This window comes from Mycolicibacterium rhodesiae (assembly GCF_002086695.1).
GTDB lineage: Bacteria > Actinomycetota > Actinomycetes > Mycobacteriales > Mycobacteriaceae > Mycobacterium > Mycobacterium rhodesiae.
On sequence record NZ_MVIH01000008.1, the window covers coordinates 134,450 to 158,300 of the forward strand.

Sequence of the window (23,851 nt, forward strand, 5' to 3'; positions counted from 1 at the left end):
CATGGTTGATCAGCGCGGCTTGACTGTGCCGCTACGTCCGAGTGTGCGATGGATTCATGATCAGACCAGCGCGCATCTCCGTCGACGACTTCTTCACGCCGCCCGTCCGCGCGGCCGCCTCGATCTCCCCGGATGGCACTCGCGTCGCCTATCTCGCACCGTGGCGCGACCGGCTCAACATCTGGGTGCACGGTTTGAATGACGGCGCCGAACCGCGGCGCGTGACCGCCGACGAGACCCGCAGCGTGCTGCACTTCTCCTGGACCGATGATCCGCGCTGGCTGCTATACCTCCAAGACACCGGCGGCGACGAGAACTGGCACATCATGCGCGTGGACCTCGACGATCCAGACGCTCAAGCAACAGACCTCACCCCGTTCCCGGGCGCCATGTCGGCCTTCGAGCTCCTGCCCGAGAAGCCGGGGAAGGCCCTGGTCCACTCCAACAAGCGCAGTCCGACGCAGATGGACGCCTACGAATTGGACATCGCGTCGGGCGAGCTGACACTGCTTGCCGAGAATCCCGGCGACGTGGTCGGGTGGTTGGCCAGCCGGCGTGGCGACCTGTTCGCCACCAAGCTGAACCAGGAAGGCGATCTCGAAGTCCTCGAGTGGGCCGGTGGATCGCTGCACTCCATCGCTCGCTATGACGGCAAGGACTACACCATGGGCATGTACCCCATGGTTGTCACCCCGGACGGCAGCGGGATCTGGATGGGCTCCAACGAGGGCACCGACCGCACCCGCCTGGTGCGGCTCGATGTGGCCGACGGCAAGCAGTACGCCGTCGATAGCCACCCGAGGTTCGACATCGACACCCGCGCTCAGGTCTGGCCTGGGTTACCCGAGCCGCTCATCCAGAGCCGCGCCACCGGCGACTTGCTCGGCGTGCGGTATCTCCATGAGCGCCAAGTCATTCAGGCTCTCGACCCGCACTTTGCCGACGTCCTGAGCGCGCTGGGAAAACTCTCCGACGGAGACATCGGGGCGCTGTCCTCCGACAACGGCGGGACCAAGTGGATCGTCAGCTTCAACCACGATCGCGATCCCGGCGCGACCTACTTCTACGACCACGACACCGGAGAGAGTCGCCTGCTGTTCCGCCCGTTCCCGCATCTCGATCCCGAGCAGCTCGCACCGATGCTGCCGGTGACGATCCCGTCCCGTGACGGGCTGGATCTGCATTCCTACCTGACGCTGCCGATCGGTATCGAGCACCGGAATCTGCCCTTGGTCTTGACCGTGCACGGTGGACCCTGGTCACGCGACGCATGGATGTACAACCCCGCCGTCCAGTTGCTCGCCAACCGCGGATATGCCGTGCTGCAGGTCAACTTTCGTGGTTCGGCCGGTTATGGGAAGGCCTTCCAGAAGGCGGCCATCGGCCAGTTCGCTGGCACGATGCACGACGACCTGATCGACGGCGTCGAGTGGGCGATCGAGCAGGGGTACGCCGACCGCGACCGGGTCGCCATCCTCGGCGGATCCTACGGCGGGTACGCGGCGCTCGTCGGCGTCACATTCACCCCCGACGTCTTCGCCGGCGCGGTCGACTACGTCGGCATCTCGGACCTGAGCAATTTCATGCGGACCCTGCCAGAAATAGCCCGGCCGCACCTGGCCAACAACTGGCACCTCTTCGTCGGCAACCCCGACGATCCAGAGGAACTGGCCGACATGCTCGCTCGCTCACCGATCACCAAGCTGGACCAGATCACGACACCGCTGCTGGTTATCCAAGGCGCCAACGACGTTCGGGTCGTCCAGGCAGAATCCGACAACCTTGTCGAGGGTCTGCGCGCCCGCGGCGTCGAGGTCGAGTACATGGTGAAGCAGGACGAGGGCCACGGCTTCGTCAATCCGAACAACACGATCGACATGTGGAACGCCGTGGATCGATTCCTGGAGAAGCATCTGTGACCGTCAGGTACGGCTGCCGGCCGGCGTCCGAGCGTTCGGCGGTGAACACCAAGCCGGGTTCGGATGCGCAACAATTTTCGCCCGCCAGCAAACCTGCCATCGCACACGTTCCGAGTGGACACGTGGGCGGGGATCCGGCTTGATCAGATTTTGGTGCCGGAGACGGGTCCGCTGTATGCGCCGTTCCGCTGGCCGCCCCGCCATCCGCCGCTCGCGCAAACACCACTAAATTTACATAAGAACGATTATGGTACCGAAAGGTAACTTAGATCACGATCTCAGCAAACCATCTAACTTACCCATGGGTAAGTTAGATGGTCGCCGTTGATTGCTGGCGGCCGCCCCCGGTTCACCGAACGGCAACCTGGTGGAATCGTCAAGACGGTCGTGAACAGCGGTGTTGATTACTCAAATCGACATGTAGCGCAGCTATCTAGGGTCCTTTCGACGCGCAAGAAAGTTTCCAGAATCTCTACTTACTGACGGGTAAGTTGCGCTACGTTTTGGCGCTTAGGGGGTCAACTTTTTCGAAGGAGAGTCATGAACGCTGCCGTTCGTCCGTACGCCACCGCTGGTGTTGCGCTGGTGGGAGCGAGTGTCATTGCGATCTCGCCTCTGGCGCCCCCGATGCCTGATGCCCAGGCCCTGCAGCGGTCGATGTCGTCGGTCAGCGTCGAGCTCAGCGCCGCCGTCAACCCGATCGAGAACTGGGTACAGGTCTTCCAGAAGTCCGCAGCAAATCTCGGTGCAATCGGCCAGCAGATCGCAGCCAGTCCCGCGCCGATCCTCAAACAGATCGTTGTCAACCAGATGGCCGCCTTCGAGGACTTGAAGACGCGATTCGACTCCAACGCGGGAACCGTCAAGCTGATCCTCGACGGCGCCCCCGGCGCGATCGCTACCGCTCGCGGCCAGCTCCAGGACGGCGATATCACGGGTGCCTTCGACACCTTCAACAACCAGATCGTCATCCCGCTCGCGTTGGCGGGAGTCCAGGCTGTCTCCGATCTGACGCGCCCCCTGGTCAGCACGGTGAACAACTTCGCCAAGGCCTTCGCCACACTGCCCGACTCGGTGTTCCAGGTCATCCTGCCGATGACGTTCCCGCTGGTGTCGACGATCAACGCCGCCGTGCAGGCTACGCAGGATGTATACGACGGAGTGGTCGCCGGCGACCCGGCCGCCGTCATCAGCACTCTGGTGAATCTCCCGGCGAATCTGGTCAACGGCTTCCTGAATGGTTCGGGCACGATCCTCGGATTCATCAATGCCCCGGGCCTCCTGACGCCTTACGACCCGAACCTCGGGTTCCTGGCCAGTGGACCGATCTCCAGCCTGATCGCACTGCGGGACGTCATCGCCCAGGCCATCGGAGCCACCCCGCCGGCCACGGCCGCCATCAGCGCGGCCAAGGTGCCCGCGGCCGCCAAGACGGTCACCCTGTCGACCGCCGCCCCGGAGGCAACCGGCACGGCGTCGGCGGCCAGGGGTGCCACCAAGGTCGCATCGGACAGCGCGGCTGCCGATACCGCGACCGAAGCCGACGCGACCGAATCCGCCACTGGCAGCACCGGTTCCACCAAGGCCAGCGCCAAGGCCACGCCGGCCGTGACGGCGGCGGCTTCCAGCACCGGTGGCTCGGATTCGTCGAGCGACGCCAAGGCCGGATCCTCGTCCGCCGGCGGGCACGATTCGAAGGCCGGGAGCGGCAAGAAGAGTTCGTCGGGCAAGTCCGGCAGGGCCGCGAAGGCCGGCAAGTAAGTGTGACCGCTCGGCGCCAGTCGCTCCCTGAGGAGGGAGGGAGCGGCTGGCGCTTCGGCGTCACCGGGAGACGCTGCGCGAACAGGCCTCAGCCGGGCCGAAAAGCCTTCGGGTGGATCAATTCTCACTGCGGCTGTGACAGCTAGCGGCTGTGCGCAGCTTCGCGACGGTTGGTCTTCTTGATCGCAGCGATCAGATCGCTCTTGTTCATCGTCGAGCGGCGCGGAATGTCCAGCTTGCGCGCGATCTCGGTTAAGTGCTTCTTGGTCGCATCGGCATTGACACCCTCAGCGGCCTGACCCTTGGCGCCCTTGGCCTTCTTCTCCCAGTGGTCGCCCACCTTTTCGAACTTGCTCTTCAGCGCGCTGTAGGCGACTCGGTAAGCGCGCTCGGCGTCGCTGTATTCCTTGGCTGCCGCGTCGTGTGCTTTGGCGAAGGTGCGCTGAGCCTTCTTGCCCGACTTCTGCAGGGTGCTTGGCAGTTCACTCTTCTTCGGCTTCCCGTTCTTCTTGGTCATCGGCACGGTGTCGCTCCTTTCGAGTTGATCCGGCATGGTCCGCCACGAGCCAAGTGTTCGGGCAGATGGAGTCCGCTAATTCGACGCCGACTACCCGCTGATGTGTCAGCTAAACGCGTCGTGCAACCTCGTGCCGATTCGGAGTTCCACTTGCCCTGTGGCACAAGGAATTCACCAGCCGAACATCAGGCGATGCGGTGCGGCCGAGCTGTCGATGTTGCCGGCCGCGCGACATCACCGGCCGTCTTCTGCTCTCGCCGGTGCGCCGCGCTCGAGCTTTCTGCGGAGAGTCTGCAACCGCCATGGATGATCCACGTGCGGCCACATCCTCTCGATCGCGGCGTTGAACTCCGCGCCCAAAAGCACTGCGAAAGCGGTGATGTAGAGCCACAGGACAACAGCAATGGGCACCGCGAGTTGGCCGAAGACGGCGTCATGCCGAACGCTCACCGAAAGGTACGTCCGTAGCCCGGCAGACGCCAGCAACCAGATCGCCATGGCGAGTAACGCGCCGGGCAGGTCGCGGCGCCAGGGTGTCCGCCATGGGGCCCCGACGTGGTACATCGTCGCCAAGCCGACGATCAAGACCGCGACGACCGATGGCCAGAAGAACAGGTGGAGTGTGGTCTCCTCGACGGAATCCGGCGCCACCCATTTCACGATCCGCGGACCAAACACCATGGGCGGCAACACTGCCCCCGCACCCAGGAGCAGGCCGATGGTGACTCCCAAAGCCAGCAGGCGCCGCCGCCAACCGGGTCGCGGTTCGAGGTCATAGGCGATCGTGATCGTCTCGAGGTAGCGATTCACCGCCCGTGAACCGGTCCAGACGCTCAGCAGGAGGGCAACCGAAACAACACCTCCGCGCGTTTCGGTCAGCACGGTGTCCACCAGTTGCTTGTAGGTGGCATAGCTGGGATCCGACAGGAACGACTTGGGGATCCCGAGTACGAGTTGGCGGAAGCTGTCCCGTCCCTCCGGACCGAGGGCGGCTGCGACGAATCCGAGTGAACCCACGACCGCCAACAGCAGCGCCGGCAGCGAGATCAACGTGAAGAACGCCGCCTCGGCCGCCAAACCCGGGACGCGGTCCTCGAGTGTCCCGCGGCCGGTCCGGCCGATCAGCCGGCAGGTCTGCTGCAACGGCCTGGGCAGGCGGACGAACGCCGTGTAACCGCGACGCCGCAGGGTCCGGCGCGCGGAGGCGGCGGCCTCCGACACGCGCGACCGCACGTCGTGCTGCCTGCTTCGCAATGACACTGCACCCAGCGTAGGAGAAGACTGGTTGGCCACCAGCGGCGCGCAGCGGCGACCCATGCAGCCGCAACTGAATCCAGGTCCGGACCCGCGGGAGGTGAACCTTTCCGGCTTTCGGGGTACGTAACGTCGTGAACATGGATGCACGCAACTTGGCCTTGGAATGGACGGACACTACCCAGCACTGGCTCGTGGAGGTGCCGATCCGCCTGGCGGCGTACCTGGTCGTCGTCCTGATCGTCCGGTATGTGCTGCACCGGATGATCGACCGTGCCACCATCCGCCGGAGCGGCAAGAGCAGCGTCCAGGAGCGGCCCCAGGATTCGAAGCCGGCCTTACTGCGGCGCCTTCGTCATGGCGGCCCGGTGACGACCATCAGCGATCAAGCCAGCACTCGACGCCAGCAGCGCGCTCACACGATCGGGTCGGTCCTGAAATCCACAGTGTCGATAATTCTGCTGTCCTGGTTGGTGCTGGCAGCTCTCAACGTGGTGGGGGTGAATCTCGCGCCGTTCATCGCCTCGGCCGGCGTGATTGGCCTCGCGATCGGATTCGGTGCCCAGAATCTGGTGCGCGACTTCGTCAGCGGCGTGTTCATGCTGCTCGAAGACCAATACGGGGTGGGTGACGTCGTAGACCTCGGCGAGATGAGCGGTGAGGTCGAAAGTGTCGGTCTGCGCATCACCACCGTCCGCGACATCGACGGCACGCTGTGGTACGTCCGTAATGGGGAGATCTCCCGGGTCGGCAACATGAGCCAGGAATATGCGGTGGCCCGTATCGAGGTGCCGGTCGCGCTGACCGCCGACGTCGAGCAGGCGGAGCGGGTGGCGCTGGAGGCGGCCGCTCAGGCCCTCGAGGATCCGACCGTGCGCGCAAAGGTACTCGGCGAGCCCGAGATGCTCGGCGTACAGGAACTTGCCCCAGACCTACTGAAGCTGCGGATGACGTTGAAAACCAGGCCGGGCGCGCAATGGTCGGTGCAGCGCCGCCTCCTGCGAGAGATCCTGCAGGCCTACGACGAAAACGGCATCGAGCTGCCGTATCCGCGGGGACGCATCCACGCCGTGGTAGGCGGGAACGCCGAGAATTGAGGCGGGACTGGGCCGTTATGGCATCGGAGAGAAGAAATCACTGGGGGTAGCCCAGACTCCAGCCTCGGTAAGTCCAGCCGGACCCCACATGAGGAGTCGGCAGAATCTGGATGTTGTGCCCGTCGCCGTACCCTCGCTTGAGTCCTTGGACGCCGCCGGAGACATAGGTTCCGTCACCGCGGGCAATGTCGATGTGCGCACCGTACGGGCTCTTGCTGAAGACGAGCGCTCCGCGTGGGGCATCCATATCGGTATGTATCTGACCTTGTTGAAGCAGCGTTTGGTACATCGTTTCGGCGGCGCCATCCCAGCCGTACTTCGCCTGCGGCACGTCGAAGGCATAGGCCACGAACGCCTCGCAGCCGTATGGGCCGAACATGTCTGACCCGAGCGCACTTTCGGCCTTGGCGATCGCGGCTTCTGCCCCAGGGATCCGCTCAGCGGTGGCGCTGGGTGCGAACAGGAGTGTCGCGGCAAGCAGCGTTGCCGAAATTACAAGATAGATGCGGGCGTTCAACTAGTGGCTCCGTTTCCGACGTGCTCGTTGGCCTCGTCGATGGGGCCGTGGCTAGATCTGTTCGAGCGAGCTTGCACAACTCGATCCAGTAAATTTACTGGCTGCGTTCAGGTTTTGTTCAGGTACCCGTCACGCGATCGTTGAAACTGCTGGTGACCGGGTGTCAACCCACCGAGACAAAATAGATCGCTCTCCCCGTCGGCCTGCCTACCATCAGCCGATGCGCGGATCCAAGATTCTGATCACTGGAGTGAGTGGCCAGGTCGCCACCCCTGTCGCCCTCGCCATGGCGCCGGACAACGAGGTGTGGGGCATCGCCCGGTTCACCGATTCGGCGGTCAAGGACAGCCTCGAGAAGGCCGGTGTCCGGTGCGAGACCGTCAACATGGCGGCCGGGGACTTCACCGGTCTGCCGTCCGATTTCGACTACGTCCTGAACTTGGCGGTGGCCAAGAGCGGTCGCTGGGACAAAGACCTCGCCGCCAACGCGGAATCGGCGGGCCTTCTCATGGCACACTGCCGCGACGCAACGGCGTTTCTGCACTGTTCGTCCGGCGCGGTCTACGACCCGCCCGGCGACGAGCCCCGGACCGAACGCGCCGTCTATGGCGACAACCACAAGAGCCTGCTGCCGACCTACTCCATCAGCAAGATCGCGGGCGAAACTGTCGTCGCGACCATGGCACGTGCCCTCGGCGTCCCGACGACAATCGCGCGCCTCAACGTTCCCTACGGCGACAACGGCGGCTGGCCGTACTTCCAGATGGAGATGATGCTGAGCGGCATGCCTGTCCCCGTCCCGCCCGGTGGACCGGCCGTCTACAACCCGATCCATGAAGACGACATCATCGCGATGATCCCGAAACTGCTTGAGGTGGCGTCAGTTCCGGCCACCACCGTCAACTGGGGCGGTGACCAATACGTCAGCGTTCAGGAATGGTGCACCTTCCTCGGATCGCTCGTCGGCACGGAACCGGTTTTCCAGGAAAGCGATCAAGCGCTGCGCGGCAATCCGCTGGATGTCACCAAAATGCACGAGCTCATCGGGGGCACCACCGTCGACTGGCGCGACGGGATGCGGCGGATGGCAGCCAAGTTCCGCCCGGAGCTGGTCGGCGCCTGACTGACTGCCACACTGACGGCATGCGCCCGACCGATCCGTGCCCGTGCGGCTCGAGCGCACCGTTCGGCCGCTGCTGCCTGCCGCTGCACCGTGGCGAGAGCCCGGCGGGCACGGCCGAACAGTTGATGCGGTCCCGATACAGCGCCTACACCGTTGGCGATCTCGACTACATCTGGCAGACCTGGCATCCGCGCACCCGCCCCGACTCGCTGACGCCGACCGACGGACTGACCTGGACCGGGCTGGAACTCCTCGACACCGTCGCCGGTCAGCCAGGTGACGAAACCGGCGAAGTGGAGTTCCGGGCTCAGTACCGACAAGGCCCCCGACCTGGGGTGTTACACGAGCGGTCACGCTTCGCCGTGCGGGCCCGCCGCTGGTTCTACCTGGACGGGGACATCTTCGACTGATTAAATCCGCGCCCGAGCGCGGCCGCTGCTTTATGGTCGAGCCGTGCCCGAATTGGACCGTCGAAGCATGATATTGATGTCGGTGTTGGGCCTGCTGGCCGCCGCGCTACCGATCCCGAGTGCGAACGCGGAAGCCCCCTTCCTGTTCCAGGACGATTTCGACGGACCGGCGGGGTCGGCCCCGAACCCGGCGAATTGGTCGATTCAGAATTGGCAGGACGACGTCTGGCCGCCGGTCGAGAGCCAGTACCGCGACGACCGGCGCAACGTCTTCCTCGACGGAAACTCCAACCTCGTGCTCCTCGCCACCCACGAAGACGATCAGTACTTCAGCGGCAAGGTGCGGGGTAATTGGCGGGTCCCCATGGGCCACACCTGGGAAGCGCGGGCCAAGCTCGACTGTCTGACGTCGGGGGCGTGGCCCGCGTACTGGGCGGTCAACGAAGACCCGCTGCCCGACGGCGAGGTCGACATCTTCGAGTTCTACGGCAACCGCAGCTGGGCGCCGGGCACCACCGTCCACGCGGCATCGAACGGCAAGACGTGGGAAAGCAAGTCGATTGCCGGACTGGTCGACGACGGCTGGCACACCTGGCGGATGCGTTGGGACGCTGACGGATTCAAGTTCTGGCGCGACTACGTAGACGGCGCGAAACCGTACTTCACTGTGCCTCCCAAGCCGATCCCGGTGCACGGCAATCCCACCGACTTGCGCTGGCCGTTCAACAATCCCGGCTATTGGCTGTCGCCGATGTTCACCCTCGCGGTCGGGGGGCCGGGTGGCGGTGATCCTTCGCTGGGTACGTGGCCGGCGGCGATGCTGATCGACTGGATCCGCATCTGGTAGCGAGGCCGCTACACCCCGCCGGTTCCCGCATCGACAACGCCGGCCTCGTGCGCTCCGGGAGTCTCCGGCATCTCGTGCCGTCCACCGCCCGACCGGCGCTGAAGGAACCAGACCCCCACACCCGCCGCGACGATTGCGCCGACGATGATCGTGGGCCACATCAACACCTGCGCCAGCCAGACCCGCCGCTGGATTTTGACGACGCGCTGCTCGGCATGCCGAACTCGGGCCAGCTTGTTCATGTGTCCTCTAATGCCCACGATCTACCGCGCGAAAACAGCCCCGATGGGGGATGGCGAGTCTTACTGGCAGCCGCCGGCCGGTGTGGTCACGAACAGGTTGTCGCCTCCACTGGCATCGGCATGCGAGCCGCAGTACGCGGTCGCCTCGTTGTTGCTGCCGTTGCCTGCGAACGCCACGCTCCCGCTGCCGTCTGCGATCGCCTGGTTCCGGTCACCGCCGCTCACCGATGCCGTGCTGCCGTTGCTGGCATCGGCGATGTTGAGCTTTCCACCGGTAATCGTTGCGGTGCTGCCATTTTGGGCCGTGGCAACGGTGAAGATCCCATCGTGAGCGGTGGCGTGGCTGTCATAGTCGGCACTGGCGAAGTTCAGGATCCCGCCGGTCGCATCGGAGGTGCTGTTGTGATCCGCGACCGCGAAATTGAACAGACCGCCGCCGGCGTGCGCGCTGCTGCCGGCGCCCGCCACCGCCAAGTTGAATCCAGGATCCGACGTCGCCGTCGCGCTGCCGGACTGGACGACGGTGCGGCCATTGAACGAGACGGCGAAATCGGGCGTGGGCTGCGGATCCGCGGCGGCGTGCACACGTGGGTGCCGCTTGCTGGTGCTGTTCGAGTTGTCGGAAGACGCCTGCTTGTGTGCGGTGCCGGTGGACGGCGCCGCCAGAGCGACGGGCGCCCCGATCACGAGGGCGATCACAGGCCCTCCGACACATACGGCACAGATCTTTGCTGCGAATGACGGGTTGATGCTCGATGTCACGGTCCGGTCCTTAATATGCCGAGGTAGTACCCAACCCAGCTGTGACTGTAACCATCTAATGACGCACAGGCAAATATATCCGCGCTTGCTGTGTCGTCATCAATTTTCACTCTGGCACCACAAGGAGTCGGGTGAGGGACCTAGCGATGGATTCCGGTCGTGCGAAAACGGCTTCGGTAGGAGCTCGGTGACACGCCCAATGCCCGGCGAAAGGTCCGGCGCATGGTGTCCGCCGACCCGAAGCCGGCCCGCCGCGCGACGGTCTCTTGGCCGTGATCGCCGGTCGCCAGCAGCACCTTCGCCGCCTCCAGCCGCGCCTGCTCGACGAACCGCGACGGCGTCAACCCGACCTGATCGCGGAACATGCGAACCAGGTGCCGCTCGCTGACGGCGGCGCGTTCGGCCATCGACGCGATGGAGTGATCGGCTGCCGGATCGGTCACCACGGAGTCGAGGATCTCGCGAAGCCCACGTGATACCGGCGACGCCGCCTCGGTCCAGACGCTGAACTGGGCCTGGCCGCCAGGGCGTTGCAGGAACACCACCATCCACCGCGCTACCCGCCGGGCCACGTCGGGGCCGTAGTCGCTTTCAACCATGGCCAGACCGAGGTCGACCCCCGCACTGATTCCCGCTCCGGTGATGTACGGGCCGTCCTGGACGAACAACGAATCGGGCACCACTTCGATCTCGGGGTAGGTGCGCGCCAACTCCTGGCAATGCGCCCAATGGGTGGTCGCCCGGCGGCCTTCGAGTAGGCCCAGAGCCGCCAGCACGAACGCGCCGGTGCAGACCGAGGCCACCCTGCGCGCCCGCGGAGCCAGCTCGCCCACCATCTCCAAGGCCGATGCCACGACGTCAGGTGTCTGCTCTTCGGGGATGTCGTGCTCGCCAGGGGTGAAGTAGAAGTCCGGCGGCACCCCGCCCGGCACGATCAAGGTGTCGATCCGGTCGGGCACGTCGGCCAGCGGCACATCCACTTTGAGGGTGACAAACGAGGTCGTGTTAACGGCCTCACCGGTCAGCGACGCCAGGATGACCTGGTACCTTGCGCCGAAATCGTTTGCCCGCGCGAATATTTCGAGCGGCGCGGCCACATCTTGTAACGTCACTTTGTCGTACAGCGCGAACACGACGATCCTGGGCGCCGGTGATCCCTGCGCATCGGCGGGTCCACGCCCGGCGGCGCCCGGCCGCGGTGATCTGTGCTCGTCTGACACCCGGTGCTGTCCTCTCGTGACCCCATCCGAGGTGAAGCCAACGTAGCCGCACCGCCGAGCGACGGCAACGCGAACGGCGGGGCGCAACGATGAAGTCCGGAATTGCGCGATTCGTGTCCGGAGCTGACGGGCCGAGCAACCGGGCCGTAACACCGCTGAAACCGCCTGGGCGGAGGCTGATTTCACCGTACTTCGCTCCGGCGCCGAAGCGAGTCATCAACCCTTCGAAGTAGGTGGCCATGGATTCTCGGACAGCCCTGACGCTGAGCATCGGCGTGCTCGGCGGCGTGGCAGTCGCGTTCACTGCCGAAGTCATCACCGTGCCGATCTGGGTGGTGTTCTTGGCGTGGGCATCGTTCTTCTTCGTCGGTGGCGGTGTCGCCGGCTGGGTTCGGTCGGTCTCGTCGAACATCGTCGGTGTGGTCATCGCCTCGGCCAGCCTGTACGCCGCTTACCTGATGGGTGGGAGCCTGCTGGTGACCGCCATCGCGGTGGGCGTCGGCAGCGCCGTCATGGTGCAGGCGTCGTGGGTGCCCCTGTTGGCCACCACCCCTGCTGTCGTCGTGGGATTCGCATCCACGGTCTCGACGGTCGCCGGACGAGGCAACGACATCACCGTCACCACCATCTCCCACCCCGGGTTGGTTGCCGCGGTCGCCTGCGTCCTCGGAGCATCCTTCGGCCTGCTTTCCGAATATCTGGCGACCGCGATGACGAAGAAGACGGTGGCAGAGACCGCACCCCCGCATACGGAAGGAAGTCCGGCCTGATGAAACTGCAGCACTACCTTGGCGGCCTGGAAGGACTGCCTGAACCACTGACCTTGGAGAAGCGGGTCTTCGTCGAGGAGTGGGAGAAGCGCATCTTCGGCATCCACGTCGCGATGATGGGGTTGTCGAACCACCTCGGAGCGGCGCTGCCGGCGTATCCCATCGACGAGGTGCCGACCGCCTTCAAGGACGAGTGGACGTGGGCCGACCTGCGGACCGGCGCCGAGGCGATGAATCCGTTCGACTACTTCAAGTTTCGCTATTACGAAAAGTGGTTGGGCGGTATCACCCAGTTCTTCATCGACAAGGGTTACGTCACCGAGGAGGAACTCGCCGACCGGATGGCCGAGGCCGCTACGGGCGCCGACGCCCAGGACCTTCCGGCGATCGACGACCAGGTGATCGCCTACCTCCGTCTGGGCGACAGCCCCCGCCGAGACGTCGCGCACCCCAAGTTCGCCGTCGGCTCGCAGGTGCGGATCACCAATGTGCCCGCTGACGCGCACAGCCGGCTGCCCGGCTACCTGCGTGGCCGGGTCGGCACCGTGGAACGCGTTTTCGAGGGTGACTATGGCTACTTCACCCACACGGGCGACGGCATCGGTGATCCGATGCCGATCTACATCGTCGAATTCGACCCGGCCGAGATCTGGGGTCCGCGAGCCGAAGGCGGCCCGCTGAAGCTCTATGCCGAGCTGTTCGAAGCCTATTTGGCACCGATCGAGGAGGAATCATGACCGGCCAGTTCGCCTACCCGCCCGACCGCGAAGAGGCCAGCGCCAAGCAGGTGGCTGCGTTGGAGGCGCTGCTCATCGAGAAGGGCGTCATCACTCCGCAGACCGTGGACAAGGTCCTGGCGTATTTCGAGACGGAGATGACACCGCTCAATGGCAAGAAGATTGTCGTAAAAGCTTGGACTGATCCCGAATTCGCGGCCAAGGTGGTGGTGGACACTCCTGCGGCCGTCGCCGAACTGGACCTGCCGGAGGGGATGGCGGGCGCGGAGGGCGAACATCTGCAGGCGGTGGCGAATACGGCCGGTGTGCACAACCTGGTGATCTGCACGCTCTGCTCGTGCTTCCCGTGGCCGGTGCTCGGCCTGCCGCCCTACTGGTACAAAGACCCGACGTTCCGCTCGCGCGCCGCCCGCGAACCACGCAAGGTGCTCGCCGAGGTTGGACTCGAGCTGCCCGCCGACACCGAGATCAAGGTGTGGGACTCCAGCGGCCATTCCCGATGGTTCGTCATTCCCGAAAGGCCGGCGGGCACGGAAGGTTTCACCGACGAGATGTTGATGGATCTGGTGACCACGGAGTCGATGATCGGAGTGGCATTGGCGGGTCCGACGTCATGAAGCTGCACGACACCTGCACCACCGACCAGGCCGCACCGCAATTCGACCATGAGTGGCAGCGCCGCGCCTTCGGGCTGGCGCTCGCACTCTCGGAGTTCCGGCACTACCCCTGGAGCGAGTTCCAGGAGACCCTGATCTCGACGATCGGCGAGTGGGAAGGCCGTCCCGAAGCCGAACGGGGGCAATGGGAGTACTACGACCACTGGGTTGCCACGCTGGAGAAGCTGGTCGACCGCCACGAGCTCCTTACTGCGCCGCTGCTCACCGACGCCAACGATCACGCGCTCGCCCACGAGCACGACCACGACCACTAGAACTGCGAGGACCTTTCGATGAACGAAGCCAATCCCACCGTCGGTGCGCCGGGTCTCGACCTGCGTGCGGCCGCGAACAGTCTTGCCAGCCCACTGCGGTTGGCTGTGTTGACGCTGCTCGCACTGATCGTCTACTACTTCGTCGGATATGACCAAGGTGCCGTGTCGGTGTTCGGGTCGGACACTCACATCCACGAGTTCGTGCACGACGCACGGCACCTGCTGGGGTTCCCGTGCCACTGACCGCCGAATTACCCTCAGCCGTACGCTATCTCGTCCCGGGTGTGATGGGCGGCATCGTCTGCTTCGCGTTCAGCCGGTGGTTGATCGAGCCGTTGATCTCCACCGCGGTGGACTATGAAGGTGCTCGAGAACACGCCGAGGCCGAGCTCGCCGGAGAAGCTCACGGCCACGGCCACGAGCTCTTCAGCCGCTCGGTGCAAGAGAACTTCGGTGCGGCCGTTGGAATCATCGCCTTCGCTGTCGCGATGGGCGTGCTGTTCGTGGTGGCCTACACCGTGATTCGTTCTGCGGTCGAACGACGCGGCGGCACGGCCGATCCCACCGGCCTGGCGCTGCTGTTGTCGGCGGGGATGTTCGGGGCGATCACGTTGGTGCCGGGCCTGAAGTATCCGCCGAATCCGCCCACGGTCGGTCTGGAAGAGACCATCGGTGCGCGAAGCTCGGCCTTCCTGACCGTCACCGTGGTCTCGGTGATCGCGGCGTGCGTGGCGACGGCGGCCGGGTTGGCCTGGTCGCGGCGGTGGGGGAGTTGGCCCGCGACCGCGCTCGCGGTCGGTGGTTACGCCGTGGTCATGCTGATCGCGTTCGTGTCGCTACCCGGATTCCACGAGGTTCCCGGCCCGCTCTCCGGACCGGACGGCATCCTGATGGAGGGCTTCCCGGCTCAGGTGCTCGCCGATTTCCGGGTGTATTCGCTGCTGAACCAGGCACTGATGTGGACGACGATCGGCGTGACGTGGGCCCTTCTGTCGGGGCTGGCCGCTCGCCATCGGCAGCGCTCGGTCGGAATGGACTATGTTGCAACCTGACTGATCTCGGCAATCCGTCATGCGACACTGACTCCCAGAGCACGTGATGGGAGAACGCAGATGTCGCGCTGGACGAGGATCACCCGGGCCGCCGCTGTGATGGTCGCCGGCCTGCTGGTAGCGAATGCCGCACCGGCGCTGGCAGATCCGGGTGATCCGGCCGCGGGTCAGGACCCGACGCCGTTCACCGGCGTCGCGCCGTTCGGGCCACCGAGGATAGCTCCTGCGAACGGCTCGACAGTGGGCGTGGCTCAACCGATCATCATCGACTTCCCCGGATTGGTCGAGGATGCGGGCGCCACCGAGAACGCCATCCACGTCTCGTCGACTCCACCGGTCCCCGGCAAGTTCTACTGGATGACCCCCACCCAGTTGCGGTGGCGCCCGCTCAGCTTTTGGCCTGCGCACACCACAGTGACTGTCGACGCGGGCGGTACCGTGTCGACCTTCCGCACCGGTGACACGCTGATCGCCACCGCCGACGACGCCACCCACCAACTGACCGTCACTCGCAACGGGGTGGTGGAGAAGACCATCCCGATGTCGATGGGCATGGCGGCAGGTGGGCATCAAACCGCCAACGGGACGTACTACGTGCAAGAGAAGATGCCGTCGGTGGTGATGGATTCCTCGACCTATGGGGTCCCGGTCAACTCCACATACGGCTACAAGACGACAGTCGAGCTCGCCGTGCGATTCGATGACAGCGGCAACTTCGTGCACAGTGCTCCCTGGTCGGTCGACGATCAGGGAAAGCGAGACGTCAGCCACGGGTGCATCAACATCAGCCCGGCCAACGCCCGCTGGTTCTACGACAACTTCGGCGCCGGCGATCCGATCATCGTGAAGAACTCCACCGGCACCTACACCAGGGTCGACGGCTCCAGCGACTGGCAGCGATAGCCCGTTCGCGTTTTCGTTCGCTGAGGGAGCCGCACGCGGACAGAGATGCGGCAACGTCTGCGTCTGCAGGCCCCTGAGTAATTTGCCAGAAGCCGCAGCACCGGGAGTTGCTGGACCAGCCGGACGGTCCAAACACGGCTCATCCCTGCCGAATTCGATTTTTCCACCTCGGCCGTGGGGTAGGTTGCTCATGGGTCAGGGGTGACACGACGACGGGGAGTCACTATGTATGCAGTCCCTCGGCCCTTTGTTGCCGCCACGGCGGCAGTGGTCGGCGCCAGCGCCATCGCGATCAGCCCGCTGGCCCCGCCGGCACTGGATATCCACTCCGCCCCCGCGATTCAGTTGGCTGCCAGCGCCGACTGGGCGGACATCTTCACCAGGGCGGGCCAGAACGCGCAGGCGTTGTTCGACACCTGGCGCCAGGCGCCCGCTCCGGTACTACAGCAGATCGTCGCCAACCAGATCTCCTACCTCAAAGAGCTGCCCGACTTCACCGCCATCGCCAACCAGATCCAGACCCATCTCCGGGCCGCGCTGGCCGCACCGGTCGCGCCCGATCTCAGCACTTTGGACCCCACACACGGAACCTTCTACCAACTGCTGCCCGCGGTCTTGCAGTTGCCCGGTGTCCCAGAAGCGTTGAACCTCATCATCTCGCCGACTGGGCGGCAGTTGCTGGGCTTTTCGACAACTGCGCTGAGCGGCTTGATTCTCGGCATGGCCGGTCCGGTGCTCGGTCCCCTGATCGTGTTGTCGTCGAGCGTGGACGCAATCCGGGCGGAGCTCACCTCGCCGACGCCCGACGTGGCTGCTGCGCTCGGCACGTTGACGAACATTCCGGCGGCGATGACCGACGCATTCCTCAACGGCGGCCAGCATGTTGACCTCACAGCGCTGGCGAAGGCATTCGGACCGGCGATCGGCGTCACCTTTCCCGACGGCGTTGAAGTCGGCGTTGCTCTCGGCGGCCTGCTGAGTCCGGGCGGCTCGATCTTCAATGCGCTGGATTTCGCGTACGACAACAACCTGCTCGGTGTCTTCCACATCCACGTCCCGCTCGCGACCGGGACCGGGGTCGGGCCGATCGGCGCGTTCATGGACTTCACCCGAGCGATCGCGAAGTCCATCGGGTGGACCGCTCCCGCGAGCGCTGCCGCCTCCGCCCGGAGCGTGGCTGCGCCGAGCGGTTTGGCGGCGGCCAACGAGGTGCCGAAGTCCGTTCTGGCCGCCGCACCCACCGCCACCGTGACGACGCCGGTCGCCCCCAAGGCCACCACGAACCGTGATGTCAAGGCGAGCAAGGGAAGTAGTACCGCATCTCGCGGCAACACCACCGCCAAGCGCACCCCGGCGACGGCAGGTGCCGGCAAGGGCTCCAGCGCGCGGGCGAAGGCGCCTGCGAAGGCCGCCGCCGGGTAGCCGACGGTCAGCGTTCCAAACTCGGTAGCCGGGCCTCGGCGCGCCAGGGCCACGTTTCGATCACGTCGGGCGATGATACGGATGTGGCTGCTGATACCAATGTGACTAACCAGGAACCGCCGGTCGAGCGCCCGACACCGCAACCGGAGGCATCCGCCGAGGCCTCGACTGCCGAGCCGCCCGCCGAGCCGACCCCTGCGCCGCCGCCCAAGCAGCGGACCTGGTCGATGCCGAAGTCGCCGATCACGCGCAAGCAGCTCGACGACGTCGGTCGCGCGGCGCTCAAAGCCGTCACCGGCATCGCCCGGTTCGTCGCAGCGGTCGCCAGGAACACCGCGCTCGCCCTGACGAAGCTCTGGCGGGCGATCGAAGCCGTACCGGCAGCCGTGCAGCTGTTCGGTGCGGCGGGCATCGGGATGCTCGTCGGTATCGTCGGCGCGATCACAGTGCACTCCACCGCGGGCTTGGTCTGCACCGTCGTGGTCATCCCGGTCTGCGCCGCAATCCTCGGTGCGCTCGGTCACCGCTGGTACTGCGGACTGGGCATCGACGCCACTGAGCGCGTCACGCCGGCCCAGCCGACGCAGTCCGATTTGCAGCGCTCGGTCGAGTACGTCGACAAGAAGCTGGCACTGGCTCTCAACGCGTTCGGCACCGAGCAACACCAGCAAGCGGTCATTGCGTTGTTCCAGGCGAAGACGGCGGTCGAGCTCACGCTGGGAACGGAGCAGGATCCACCGAGCCACGTCGACCTGTCGCTTCGCGCGGACGACTACGCCTTGCGGCCGCGCATCCGTGCCGGGTCGACTTCTGCTCTGCCAGAAAGCAATTCACTGGCGGCGTCGTGACAGCAACGGCGATCACGGGTCAGGTGGCTCTCGTCGAGGACGACTACACGCTCGTCATCAACCGTGGGAGCGACGCCGGGGTGCGATCAGGCATGATCTTCGCGGTGCACTCCAATTCGGGGCCGGTGATCACCGACCCCGAGTCGGGTCGGGAATTGGGCAGACTCAGCCGGGAGAAGCTGCGGGTACGCGTCTTCGACGTACAGCCCCTGTTCGCCCGTGCGCACACATTCGTCGAGACGGACAGCTTCCACGGCCTGCTCCGGATACCTTTCGTCGCGTCCGACGGCGCCGTCACGATCGACGTCGGTGACATAGTTGAGTTGATCCACCGAGACGCAAGCCGAACGCACGCCGCTGCCCAGTAGCTACGAAACGCGGTACAAACGGGTAATACCGGGTACTCCAGCGCGATGGTCAACCGTGCAACCGCCGCCGCAGCGCTCATCGCGGCACCCGTCGTCGTCCTCGCGGGCTGCAACTCCGCTCAGAACGGCAGTCCGCAGACATCCGGTACGACGACGTCGGGCTCCAGTGCCCAGACGATCACAGCAGAACTGAAGTCGCCCGACGGCAAGCCCGTCGCCAACGCGACGATCGACTTCGCGAACGGATACGCGACCGTGACGGTCGAGACCGTCGCCGGAAGCACCCTGTCGCCGGGAAGCCATGGCATGCACATCCACTCGATAGGCAAGTGCGAGGCCGATTCGGTTGCCCCGTCCGGCGGTGCGCCGGGCAACTTCCTGTCCGCAGGCGGACACCTGCAGGTGGGCGGGCGCACCGAGCACCCTGCGAGCGGAGACCTGACACCGCTGTTCGTACGCACGGACGGTTCCGGGAAACTCGTCGCCACCACCGACGCCTTCACCCTCGACGACCTCAAAGGCCCGCAGGGCAGCGCGCTCATCATTCACGCGGGGCCGGACAACTTCGCCAACATCCCGCAGCGCTACACCCACGACGGCGTGCCGGGGCCCGACGCCGAAACGATGGCAACCGGTGACGCCGGTGCCCGGGTGGCGTGTGCGGTCCTGGCGCCGGCAACTGCCGGCACCACCACCTCCGTCACGACGAGTACGTCGACCGTCACCGAGACGACGGCTACGCAGGTGCCGCCGGCGGAGACCAGCCCGACCACGACGACGTCGACCACGCCGGCGACAACCACGACGGTGAGTCCGACCACCACGGTGACGACGTCGCCCACCGTCTCGACCACCACGACACCGGTCAGTCCCCAGCCTGCGGGTTGACCGCGAGCAGCGGAAGTTGTTGACCCGCTGCGATCGACATGCGCTGGCGGGCGAGAGCCGGCCATGCCTGTACTGCGCAGAACGGCGCGCACTGGTGCTGGCCGGCGCTGGTGCCCACGTGCACGCAGCACTGAACCAGGCGCTCCTCGATCATGGTCGACATATCCATGAACGGCTTGATCGTGATGCGGACGACCCGTTCGCCCAGCATTCGGCGGAGTTTGCGACGCCGTCCGGGCAGCGCCGACGATGCCATGGTGAGCAGCGTGCTCATGCCGAGATCGCAACTCTCGCAAATGGTTCGCCACACTTCGCCGATGTCGGGGTGCGACAGCGACGACTGCTCCGAGAGCAGCCCGAGCAGTGATTCCTTGACCGCCAGGTGCAGCTGCTGAGGAAGTTCGCTGTCGGCGATCCGGTTCGACACCAGCCCGAGTCTGGCCTTGAGGCCGTCGTGGCCGAGCAACGACACCAGCGAGCGCCATGCACCGGCGTCGTCGCGAATCAGGTATCCGACCGAGCAGCAGTGCGGGTGCGAACAGGGGAGTGCGGTGAGGTCGCGCCACGTCACCGCGCCGTCGGTCTGCGGGCCGAGCCGCTTGAGCACCCCGGTGTGGGTGAGCCGGTCCAGCGGGTCGATGTGCCCGGACCGGCCGGAGCCGAATTGCGGCTGGATGCTGATCCCACCGACGTAGGGCGTGGCCAGAGCCAGCGCGACCATGTCACCGATCTCGGTGTCGTTCACCCCGAGCGCGGCCGTCATCACCAGCGTCGTGAAGATCTCGCGCTGCGACAACCGCTGCAATGCAGCGTGCTTCACTGCGCGCAGATCCCCGCCGCGGTGATGGCGATGCGCGGCCTCGGTGCGACCGTCGTATTGCAGGTACACCTCGACTCGGTCGCGATGCTCGGTCAGCAGATCGAGCAGGCTGTCGTCGTTGGCGATGCGAACGCCGTTGCTGTTGATCAGTATTCGGGTGATCGGACGAGAGGTCAGTTCGGCCAACAGCTCGGGCAGAGCCGGGTGCAGCGTGGGCTCGCCGCCGGAGAGCATCAGCACGTCGAGGCGGCCGTTCTCGCGGGTCAGCCGTTGGTCCACGTTGGCAAGCACGTCGGCGACCGCGACCACGTTGCGCAGGTCCGGCGAGGAACCCGTGAAACAGGTGGGACAGCGCAGATTGCAGGTTTCGGCGATGTCTTCGAGAAGGATGCAGGTGTGCTGGGTCTGCATCTCCGGCAACCCGCGCAGATACGCCGACGGGATCGGATCGAAGTTTCCTGCCACATCGGGGGTGTGGGCCTTGGTCGGCGCGGTCCATTCCTCGAGATAGCGCAGGATCTCCGGATCCTCGTCGTAGAGGGTGCTCACCAAACCGTGTGTCCGGCAACCGCGCTCGAGCCATACCCGCTCGTCGCGCTCGACGAGCCGACCGCTGAGGCGGGCGACATCGGCCAGCGCCTTTTCGGGGGCCTCGTCGTGGCAGGACGGGCAGAAGGCGGTGACGTAACGCAACAACCGGTCGCCGCGCAACCCCATCCCGGCCGTCACGTGTACAGCTCGGGGTTGAGACCCGTGCAGAATCCGACGGAGATGACGGACAGTACCGCCCAGCCGATCATCAGGCCGAGACCCAGTCCCTTGCCGTTCGCCTTCGTCGTGGCCAGTAGTACACCGCCCCCACCGAAAGCGATGAGCGCCAACACCACTGCAGCGAGGATCAGCGTTCCGTGCCCACGCCCGTCGGACATGCTCAGCGCGGCGAAGCCGATGACGAAGTTCAGTGCGAAGTACAAGAACGTCCCGAGGACGGCCATCCCGACCGAGATGCGTGGGGTGTTGGGCTGCCACGGCGGCGGCGCCGGCGGCGGGTAGTCGTACTGGCCAGGCGGCCGATAGCCCGGAGGTGGCGGGTATCCCGCGGGCGGCGGATACCACGGCGGCTGCGGCAGATAGGCGGGCGGCAGCGGCTGCTCGGGTGGTGGCGGTGGGACGCCGTCGCCCTTCTCGTCGTCGCCCGGTGGGGGAGTCGTCATGCGGATATCTCCTGCCGCTGCGTTGGGAAGCGATAGTAACCGCGGCGGATTCCGTACCACAGTCGAACGCCGACAACGACGAGCGAGGGCAGCAGAAACCATTGCGGCCGAGTCAAATCCAGCCACACTGTCTGGTTGGCGCGGGTGAACTCGACGAAGAAGCGGAACACGGCATAGGCCGCGACATAGATGACGAACAATTCGCCGGGCCTGGTGATGCGGGGCCGCAGCCACATCAGCGCCGCGAAAGCTGCCAGCTGGAACACGATCTCGTACACGAAGGACGGGTGCATCGCCTGGCCGGTCAGGCAGCCGGGACATTCGGGTGTGGTGGCGGCGGCGTGCACACCCCAGGGCAGCGATGTGGGTCGACCGGGCGCCTCGGTGAGATGGCACCCGATCCGGCCGACGGCCATCCCGAGCGCCACCGCCGGAGCGAACAGATCGCCGGTCTTCCCGCGGTAGCCGCCGAGGCGTTTGGCGATCAGCACCCCGACGTACGCTCCGAGCAAGCCGCCGAGAATGCTCTTGGAGCCGTACTCCCAGGCCCGCGTCAGCGCGGGGTTGGCGGCGAAATCCAGGTGGCGTGCCCAGCCTGACAGGCGCATTCCGATCGCGCCGCCGACAAGCGCCCCGGCGACCGCGACGAGCGACTGGTCGTTGACGGCCCCCCGCCGACGCGCCTCCAACATGAACACGACCATCGCCGTCGCCACGCCGAGCCCGACGAACAGACTGTGCACGGGGACCGCCACCGGCCCGACATGCCATTCGGGGACCATGTGTCAAAACCTATCGGCAATCCTGCGACGGGGGTGTGTGATTGCCTGGGCCGGCAGGTCGGCTCAGACCATCGTCTCGATGGGGACGATGGAATAACGTGACATGTCACGTAGTTCTTCTGGCCACAGGTCCAACACATCGAGGAGCAATCATGGGTCAACTCAGCGGCAAGACAGCCCTGGTCACCGGCGGCACATCGGGCATCGGTCTGGCGACCGCGCAACACCTCGCGGCCGAAGGGGCGCACGTCTTCCTGACCGGACGAACCCAGGAGCGCGCCGACGCGGCGGCGGCCACCATCGGCGACGCGGCGACTGGTGTCGCAGCCGACGTCACCGATATTGGCGCCCTGGACCGTCTGGCCGACGTGATCCGGCAGCATGGCGCAGGCGTGGACATCATCTTCGCCAACGCGGGCGGCGGCGAGTTCGCGACTCTGGAAGACGAGACACCCGAACACCTGGCCGACACCTTCACCCGCAACGTCGGCGGCGCCGTCTTCACCGTGCAGAAGATGCTGCCCCTTCTCAACGAGGGCGCCTCGATCATTCTGACCGGATCGACAGCAGCCAGCCGCGGCGTTCCCGCGTTCGGCGCCTACGCCGCCTCGAAGGCCGCCATCCGCTCCCTGGGCCGGACCTGGGCTGCCGAACTGGTCGGCCGCAAGATCCGGGTCAACACCCTGGTACCGGGCCCGATCGAGACCCCGGGGCTCAAGGGACTGGCCCCCAGCGGCCAGCACCAGGCCTTGCTCGACGGCGAGGCCGCGACGGTGCCGATGGGCCGGATCGGTGATCCCGGCGAAATCGCCACCGTGGTGGCGTTTCTGGCCTCCGATGCGAGCAGCTTCATGACCGGATCGGAGATCTTCGTCGACGGCGGTTCCGTTCAGGTCTGATCCGGACGCGGCAACGTTCCCTCCCGCAGGATGCTGTCGTAGACGACCGCCAGGATGTCGGCCAACTGCTCATCCTGGCGGTCGTCGAGGTCGGAGAAGAACAGCGTGCGAACCCACTCGGCATGCCGGGGCGCGGCAGAGCGCAATGCGTCCCAACCGGCGTCGCTGAGCAGTACGTCGGTGGAGCGGCCGTCGGCCTTCGAGCGCACCCGCTCGACCAGGCCCCGACCGGTCATTCGCTGGAGGTGATGGGACAGCCTGCTGCGTTCCCAGCCGATCGTGGTCGCCAGCGCCGTCAGTTGGGTCCGCCGGCCCGGCGCCTGCGACAGCGCGTTCAGCACCGTGTAGTCGCTGAGCGACAGTCCGCAGTCGGCCAGCAACTGCCGGTTCATCTCATATTCGAGCCGGTGGTACACCCGCATGTAGTTCAGCCAGGTCCGCTGCTGGGAAGTATTGAGCGGATAGCTCTTACGGCGTGCGCCCACGCGTGGTGCTCCCTACCTGGAAAGTGTGACGTGTCACGCATCTTAAGGCTGCCCGCTCCGCGT

At 65.7% G+C, this 23,851-nt stretch carries 28 protein-coding genes; 18 read left to right on the plus strand and 10 right to left on the minus strand.

Annotation, left to right across the window (positions count from 1 at the left end; translation table 11 throughout):
• Positions 1–56 precede the first annotated feature (56 nt).
• Together BST42_RS17830 and BST42_RS17835 are read left to right on the plus strand one after the other, a co-directional pair.
• Complete coding sequence (locus BST42_RS17830; RefSeq protein ID WP_083120752.1) at positions 57–1,919, plus strand: S9 family peptidase; 1,863 nt, start codon at positions 57–59, stop codon at positions 1,917–1,919.
• Positions 1,920–2,459: 540 nt separating this feature from the next.
• Positions 2,460–3,680 (plus strand): hypothetical protein, encoded by a 1,221-nt coding sequence (locus BST42_RS17835; protein ID WP_083120639.1) that lies wholly within the window; start codon positions 2,460–2,462, stop codon positions 3,678–3,680.
• A gap of 142 nt (positions 3,681–3,822) precedes the next feature.
• Here the strand turns inward: BST42_RS17835 and BST42_RS17840 are convergent, their stop codons facing one another.
• Positions 3,823–4,203, minus strand: coding sequence for a ChaB family protein (locus BST42_RS17840; protein WP_083120753.1), 381 nt, complete (start codon positions 4,201–4,203; stop codon positions 3,823–3,825).
• Between the two features lie 228 nt (positions 4,204–4,431).
• On the minus strand, positions 4,432–5,430 hold the full coding sequence (locus tag BST42_RS17845) for a YihY/virulence factor BrkB family protein (protein WP_237159483.1): 999 nt from the start codon (positions 5,428–5,430) through the stop codon (positions 4,432–4,434).
• A gap of 161 nt (positions 5,431–5,591) precedes the next feature.
• Between BST42_RS17845 and BST42_RS17850 the strand changes: the two genes are divergently transcribed.
• Positions 5,592–6,548, plus strand: a complete 957-nt coding sequence (locus BST42_RS17850; RefSeq protein ID WP_083120754.1) for a mechanosensitive ion channel family protein — start codon at positions 5,592–5,594, stop codon at positions 6,546–6,548.
• Between the two features lie 37 nt (positions 6,549–6,585).
• Here the strand turns inward: BST42_RS17850 and BST42_RS17855 are convergent, their stop codons facing one another.
• Positions 6,586–7,065, minus strand: a complete 480-nt coding sequence (locus BST42_RS17855) for a hypothetical protein (protein WP_083120641.1) — start codon at positions 7,063–7,065, stop codon at positions 6,586–6,588.
• Positions 7,066–7,285: 220 nt separating this feature from the next.
• Between BST42_RS17855 and BST42_RS17860 the strand changes: the two genes are divergently transcribed.
• The 3 genes from BST42_RS17860 to BST42_RS17870 are packed head-to-tail and all read left to right on the plus strand — an operon-like array spanning position 7,286 to position 9,445.
• On the plus strand, positions 7,286–8,188 hold the full coding sequence (locus BST42_RS17860; protein ID WP_083120642.1) for an NAD-dependent epimerase/dehydratase family protein: 903 nt from the start codon (positions 7,286–7,288) through the stop codon (positions 8,186–8,188).
• Between the two features lie 20 nt (positions 8,189–8,208).
• Entirely contained in the window at positions 8,209–8,598 is a 390-nt protein-coding gene (locus BST42_RS17865; RefSeq protein ID WP_083120643.1) for a YchJ family protein, read from the plus strand.
• 52 nt (positions 8,599–8,650) lie between these two features.
• On the plus strand, positions 8,651–9,445 hold the full coding sequence (locus BST42_RS17870) for a glycoside hydrolase family 16 protein (RefSeq protein WP_083120755.1): 795 nt from the start codon (positions 8,651–8,653) through the stop codon (positions 9,443–9,445).
• Positions 9,446–9,453: 8 nt separating this feature from the next.
• Here BST42_RS17870 and BST42_RS17875 read toward each other — a convergent pair whose 3' ends face one another.
• The 3 genes from BST42_RS17875 to BST42_RS17885 all read right to left on the minus strand — a co-directional run bounded on the left by BST42_RS17875 (position 9,454) and on the right by BST42_RS17885 (position 11,588).
• A complete protein-coding gene (locus BST42_RS17875; RefSeq protein ID WP_083120644.1) occupies positions 9,454–9,687 on the minus strand; it encodes a hypothetical protein in 234 nt (77 codons plus the stop codon).
• Positions 9,688–9,747: 60 nt separating this feature from the next.
• A complete protein-coding gene (locus BST42_RS17880; RefSeq protein ID WP_083120645.1) occupies positions 9,748–10,386 on the minus strand; it encodes a hypothetical protein in 639 nt (212 codons plus the stop codon).
• Positions 10,387–10,589: 203 nt separating this feature from the next.
• Positions 10,590–11,588, minus strand: coding sequence for a GlxA family transcriptional regulator (locus BST42_RS17885; protein ID WP_083120756.1), 999 nt, complete (start codon positions 11,586–11,588; stop codon positions 10,590–10,592).
• A gap of 320 nt (positions 11,589–11,908) precedes the next feature.
• On the opposite strand from BST42_RS17885, the gene BST42_RS17890 reads away from it, so the two are divergent.
• From BST42_RS17890 to sodC, 11 genes are all read left to right on the plus strand, one after another.
• Positions 11,909–12,439 carry a DUF1097 domain-containing protein gene (locus tag BST42_RS17890; protein WP_083120646.1) on the plus strand — a complete coding sequence of 177 codons (531 nt, stop codon included), beginning with the start codon at positions 11,909–11,911 and terminating at the stop codon, positions 12,437–12,439.
• Complete coding sequence (nthB, locus tag BST42_RS17895) at positions 12,439–13,176, plus strand: nitrile hydratase subunit beta (RefSeq protein ID WP_083120647.1); 738 nt, start codon at positions 12,439–12,441, stop codon at positions 13,174–13,176. Before BST42_RS17890 ends, nthB begins: the two co-directional genes overlap by 1 nt.
• On the plus strand, positions 13,173–13,793 hold the full coding sequence (gene nthA, locus BST42_RS17900) for a nitrile hydratase subunit alpha (RefSeq protein WP_083120648.1): 621 nt from the start codon (positions 13,173–13,175) through the stop codon (positions 13,791–13,793). The genes nthB and nthA overlap by 4 nt, the downstream gene beginning before the upstream one ends.
• Entirely contained in the window at positions 13,790–14,107 is a 318-nt protein-coding gene (locus BST42_RS17905) for a nitrile hydratase accessory protein (RefSeq protein ID WP_083120649.1), read from the plus strand. Before nthA ends, BST42_RS17905 begins: the two co-directional genes overlap by 4 nt.
• 18 nt (positions 14,108–14,125) lie before the next feature.
• Positions 14,126–14,350 carry a CbtB domain-containing protein gene (locus tag BST42_RS17910; RefSeq protein WP_083120650.1) on the plus strand — a complete coding sequence of 75 codons (225 nt, stop codon included), beginning with the start codon at positions 14,126–14,128 and terminating at the stop codon, positions 14,348–14,350.
• Positions 14,341–15,159, plus strand: a complete 819-nt coding sequence (locus BST42_RS17915) for a CbtA family protein (RefSeq protein ID WP_083120651.1) — start codon at positions 14,341–14,343, stop codon at positions 15,157–15,159. Before BST42_RS17910 ends, BST42_RS17915 begins: the two co-directional genes overlap by 10 nt.
• A 99-nt stretch (positions 15,160–15,258) precedes the next feature.
• Positions 15,259–16,062 carry a L,D-transpeptidase gene (locus tag BST42_RS17920; RefSeq protein ID WP_237159495.1) on the plus strand — a complete coding sequence of 268 codons (804 nt, stop codon included), beginning with the start codon at positions 15,259–15,261 and terminating at the stop codon, positions 16,060–16,062.
• Positions 16,063–16,287: 225 nt separating this feature from the next.
• The gene (gene gjpA / locus BST42_RS17925; RefSeq protein WP_133057478.1) at positions 16,288–17,484 is read left to right on the plus strand and encodes an outer membrane porin GjpA; all 1,197 of its coding nucleotides are present in this window, start codon (positions 16,288–16,290) and stop codon (positions 17,482–17,484) included.
• Positions 17,485–17,585: 101 nt separating this feature from the next.
• Positions 17,586–18,332, plus strand: a complete 747-nt coding sequence (locus BST42_RS17930; protein WP_237159484.1) for a hypothetical protein — start codon at positions 17,586–17,588, stop codon at positions 18,330–18,332.
• Positions 18,329–18,700 carry a hypothetical protein gene (locus tag BST42_RS17935; protein ID WP_110918656.1) on the plus strand — a complete coding sequence of 124 codons (372 nt, stop codon included), beginning with the start codon at positions 18,329–18,331 and terminating at the stop codon, positions 18,698–18,700. Before BST42_RS17930 ends, BST42_RS17935 begins: the two co-directional genes overlap by 4 nt.
• A gap of 45 nt (positions 18,701–18,745) precedes the next feature.
• Positions 18,746–19,588: a superoxide dismutase[Cu-Zn] gene (gene sodC / locus BST42_RS17940; protein WP_083120654.1), complete on the plus strand. Its 843-nt coding sequence runs from the start codon at positions 18,746–18,748 to the stop codon at positions 19,586–19,588.
• On the opposite strand, the gene BST42_RS17945 is transcribed toward sodC, so the two are convergent.
• Genes BST42_RS17945 through BST42_RS17955 form a run of 3 tightly spaced genes read right to left on the minus strand, consistent with a single transcriptional unit; the run spans position 19,566 to position 22,404 of the window.
• Positions 19,566–21,125: a radical SAM protein gene (locus tag BST42_RS17945; RefSeq protein ID WP_083120759.1), complete on the minus strand. Its 1,560-nt coding sequence runs from the start codon at positions 21,123–21,125 to the stop codon at positions 19,566–19,568. The two genes, sodC and BST42_RS17945, sit on opposite strands and share 23 nt — an antisense overlap.
• A gap of 8 nt (positions 21,126–21,133) precedes the next feature.
• A complete protein-coding gene (locus BST42_RS30125; RefSeq protein ID WP_237159485.1) occupies positions 21,134–21,622 on the minus strand; it encodes a hypothetical protein in 489 nt (162 codons plus the stop codon).
• Positions 21,619–22,404 carry a prolipoprotein diacylglyceryl transferase gene (locus BST42_RS17955; RefSeq protein WP_083120655.1) on the minus strand — a complete coding sequence of 262 codons (786 nt, stop codon included), beginning with the start codon at positions 22,402–22,404 and terminating at the stop codon, positions 21,619–21,621. The genes BST42_RS30125 and BST42_RS17955 overlap by 4 nt, the downstream gene beginning before the upstream one ends.
• Positions 22,405–22,556: 152 nt before the next feature.
• Here BST42_RS17955 and BST42_RS17960 point away from each other — a divergent pair, with 152 nt between their 5' ends.
• Positions 22,557–23,303 carry an SDR family oxidoreductase gene (locus BST42_RS17960; RefSeq protein WP_083120656.1) on the plus strand — a complete coding sequence of 249 codons (747 nt, stop codon included), beginning with the start codon at positions 22,557–22,559 and terminating at the stop codon, positions 23,301–23,303.
• Here the strand turns inward: BST42_RS17960 and BST42_RS17965 are convergent.
• Positions 23,294–23,788 (minus strand): MarR family winged helix-turn-helix transcriptional regulator, encoded by a 495-nt coding sequence (locus tag BST42_RS17965; RefSeq protein ID WP_237159486.1) that lies wholly within the window; start codon positions 23,786–23,788, stop codon positions 23,294–23,296. The genes BST42_RS17960 and BST42_RS17965 overlap by 10 nt on opposite strands.
• Positions 23,789–23,851: the final 63 nt, after the last annotated feature.

What these genes read in the sequence shown, in the direction of transcription:
- BST42_RS17830 (WP_083120752.1), top strand. Translation starts at nt 57, where the DNA reads ATGATCAGACCAGCGCGCATCTCCGTCGACGACTTCTTCACGCCGCCC.
- BST42_RS17835 (WP_083120639.1), top strand. Translation starts at nt 2,460, where the DNA reads ATGAACGCTGCCGTTCGTCCGTACGCCACCGCTGGTGTTGCGCTGGTG.
- BST42_RS17850 (WP_083120754.1), top strand. Translation starts at nt 5,592, where the DNA reads ATGGATGCACGCAACTTGGCCTTGGAATGGACGGACACTACCCAGCAC.
- BST42_RS17860 (WP_083120642.1), top strand. Translation starts at nt 7,286, where the DNA reads ATGCGCGGATCCAAGATTCTGATCACTGGAGTGAGTGGCCAGGTCGCC.
- BST42_RS17865 (WP_083120643.1), top strand. Translation starts at nt 8,209, where the DNA reads ATGCGCCCGACCGATCCGTGCCCGTGCGGCTCGAGCGCACCGTTCGGC.
- BST42_RS17875 (WP_083120644.1), bottom strand. Translation starts at nt 9,687, where the DNA reads ATGAACAAGCTGGCCCGAGTTCGGCATGCCGAGCAGCGCGTCGTCAAA.
- BST42_RS17890 (WP_083120646.1), top strand. Translation starts at nt 11,909, where the DNA reads ATGGATTCTCGGACAGCCCTGACGCTGAGCATCGGCGTGCTCGGCGGC.
- nthB (WP_083120647.1), top strand. Translation starts at nt 12,439, where the DNA reads ATGAAACTGCAGCACTACCTTGGCGGCCTGGAAGGACTGCCTGAACCA.
- nthA (WP_083120648.1), top strand. Translation starts at nt 13,173, where the DNA reads ATGACCGGCCAGTTCGCCTACCCGCCCGACCGCGAAGAGGCCAGCGCC.
- BST42_RS17905 (WP_083120649.1), top strand. Translation starts at nt 13,790, where the DNA reads ATGAAGCTGCACGACACCTGCACCACCGACCAGGCCGCACCGCAATTC.
- BST42_RS17910 (WP_083120650.1), top strand. Translation starts at nt 14,126, where the DNA reads ATGAACGAAGCCAATCCCACCGTCGGTGCGCCGGGTCTCGACCTGCGT.
- BST42_RS17920 (WP_237159495.1), top strand. Translation starts at nt 15,259, where the DNA reads ATGGTCGCCGGCCTGCTGGTAGCGAATGCCGCACCGGCGCTGGCAGAT.
- gjpA (WP_133057478.1), top strand. Translation starts at nt 16,288, where the DNA reads ATGTATGCAGTCCCTCGGCCCTTTGTTGCCGCCACGGCGGCAGTGGTC.
- sodC (WP_083120654.1), top strand. Translation starts at nt 18,746, where the DNA reads ATGGTCAACCGTGCAACCGCCGCCGCAGCGCTCATCGCGGCACCCGTC.
- BST42_RS17945 (WP_083120759.1), bottom strand. Translation starts at nt 21,125, where the DNA reads ATGGGGTTGCGCGGCGACCGGTTGTTGCGTTACGTCACCGCCTTCTGC.
- BST42_RS30125 (WP_237159485.1), bottom strand. Translation starts at nt 21,622, where the DNA reads ATGACGACTCCCCCACCGGGCGACGACGAGAAGGGCGACGGCGTCCCA.
- BST42_RS17955 (WP_083120655.1), bottom strand. Translation starts at nt 22,404, where the DNA reads ATGGTCCCCGAATGGCATGTCGGGCCGGTGGCGGTCCCCGTGCACAGT.
- BST42_RS17960 (WP_083120656.1), top strand. Translation starts at nt 22,557, where the DNA reads ATGGGTCAACTCAGCGGCAAGACAGCCCTGGTCACCGGCGGCACATCG.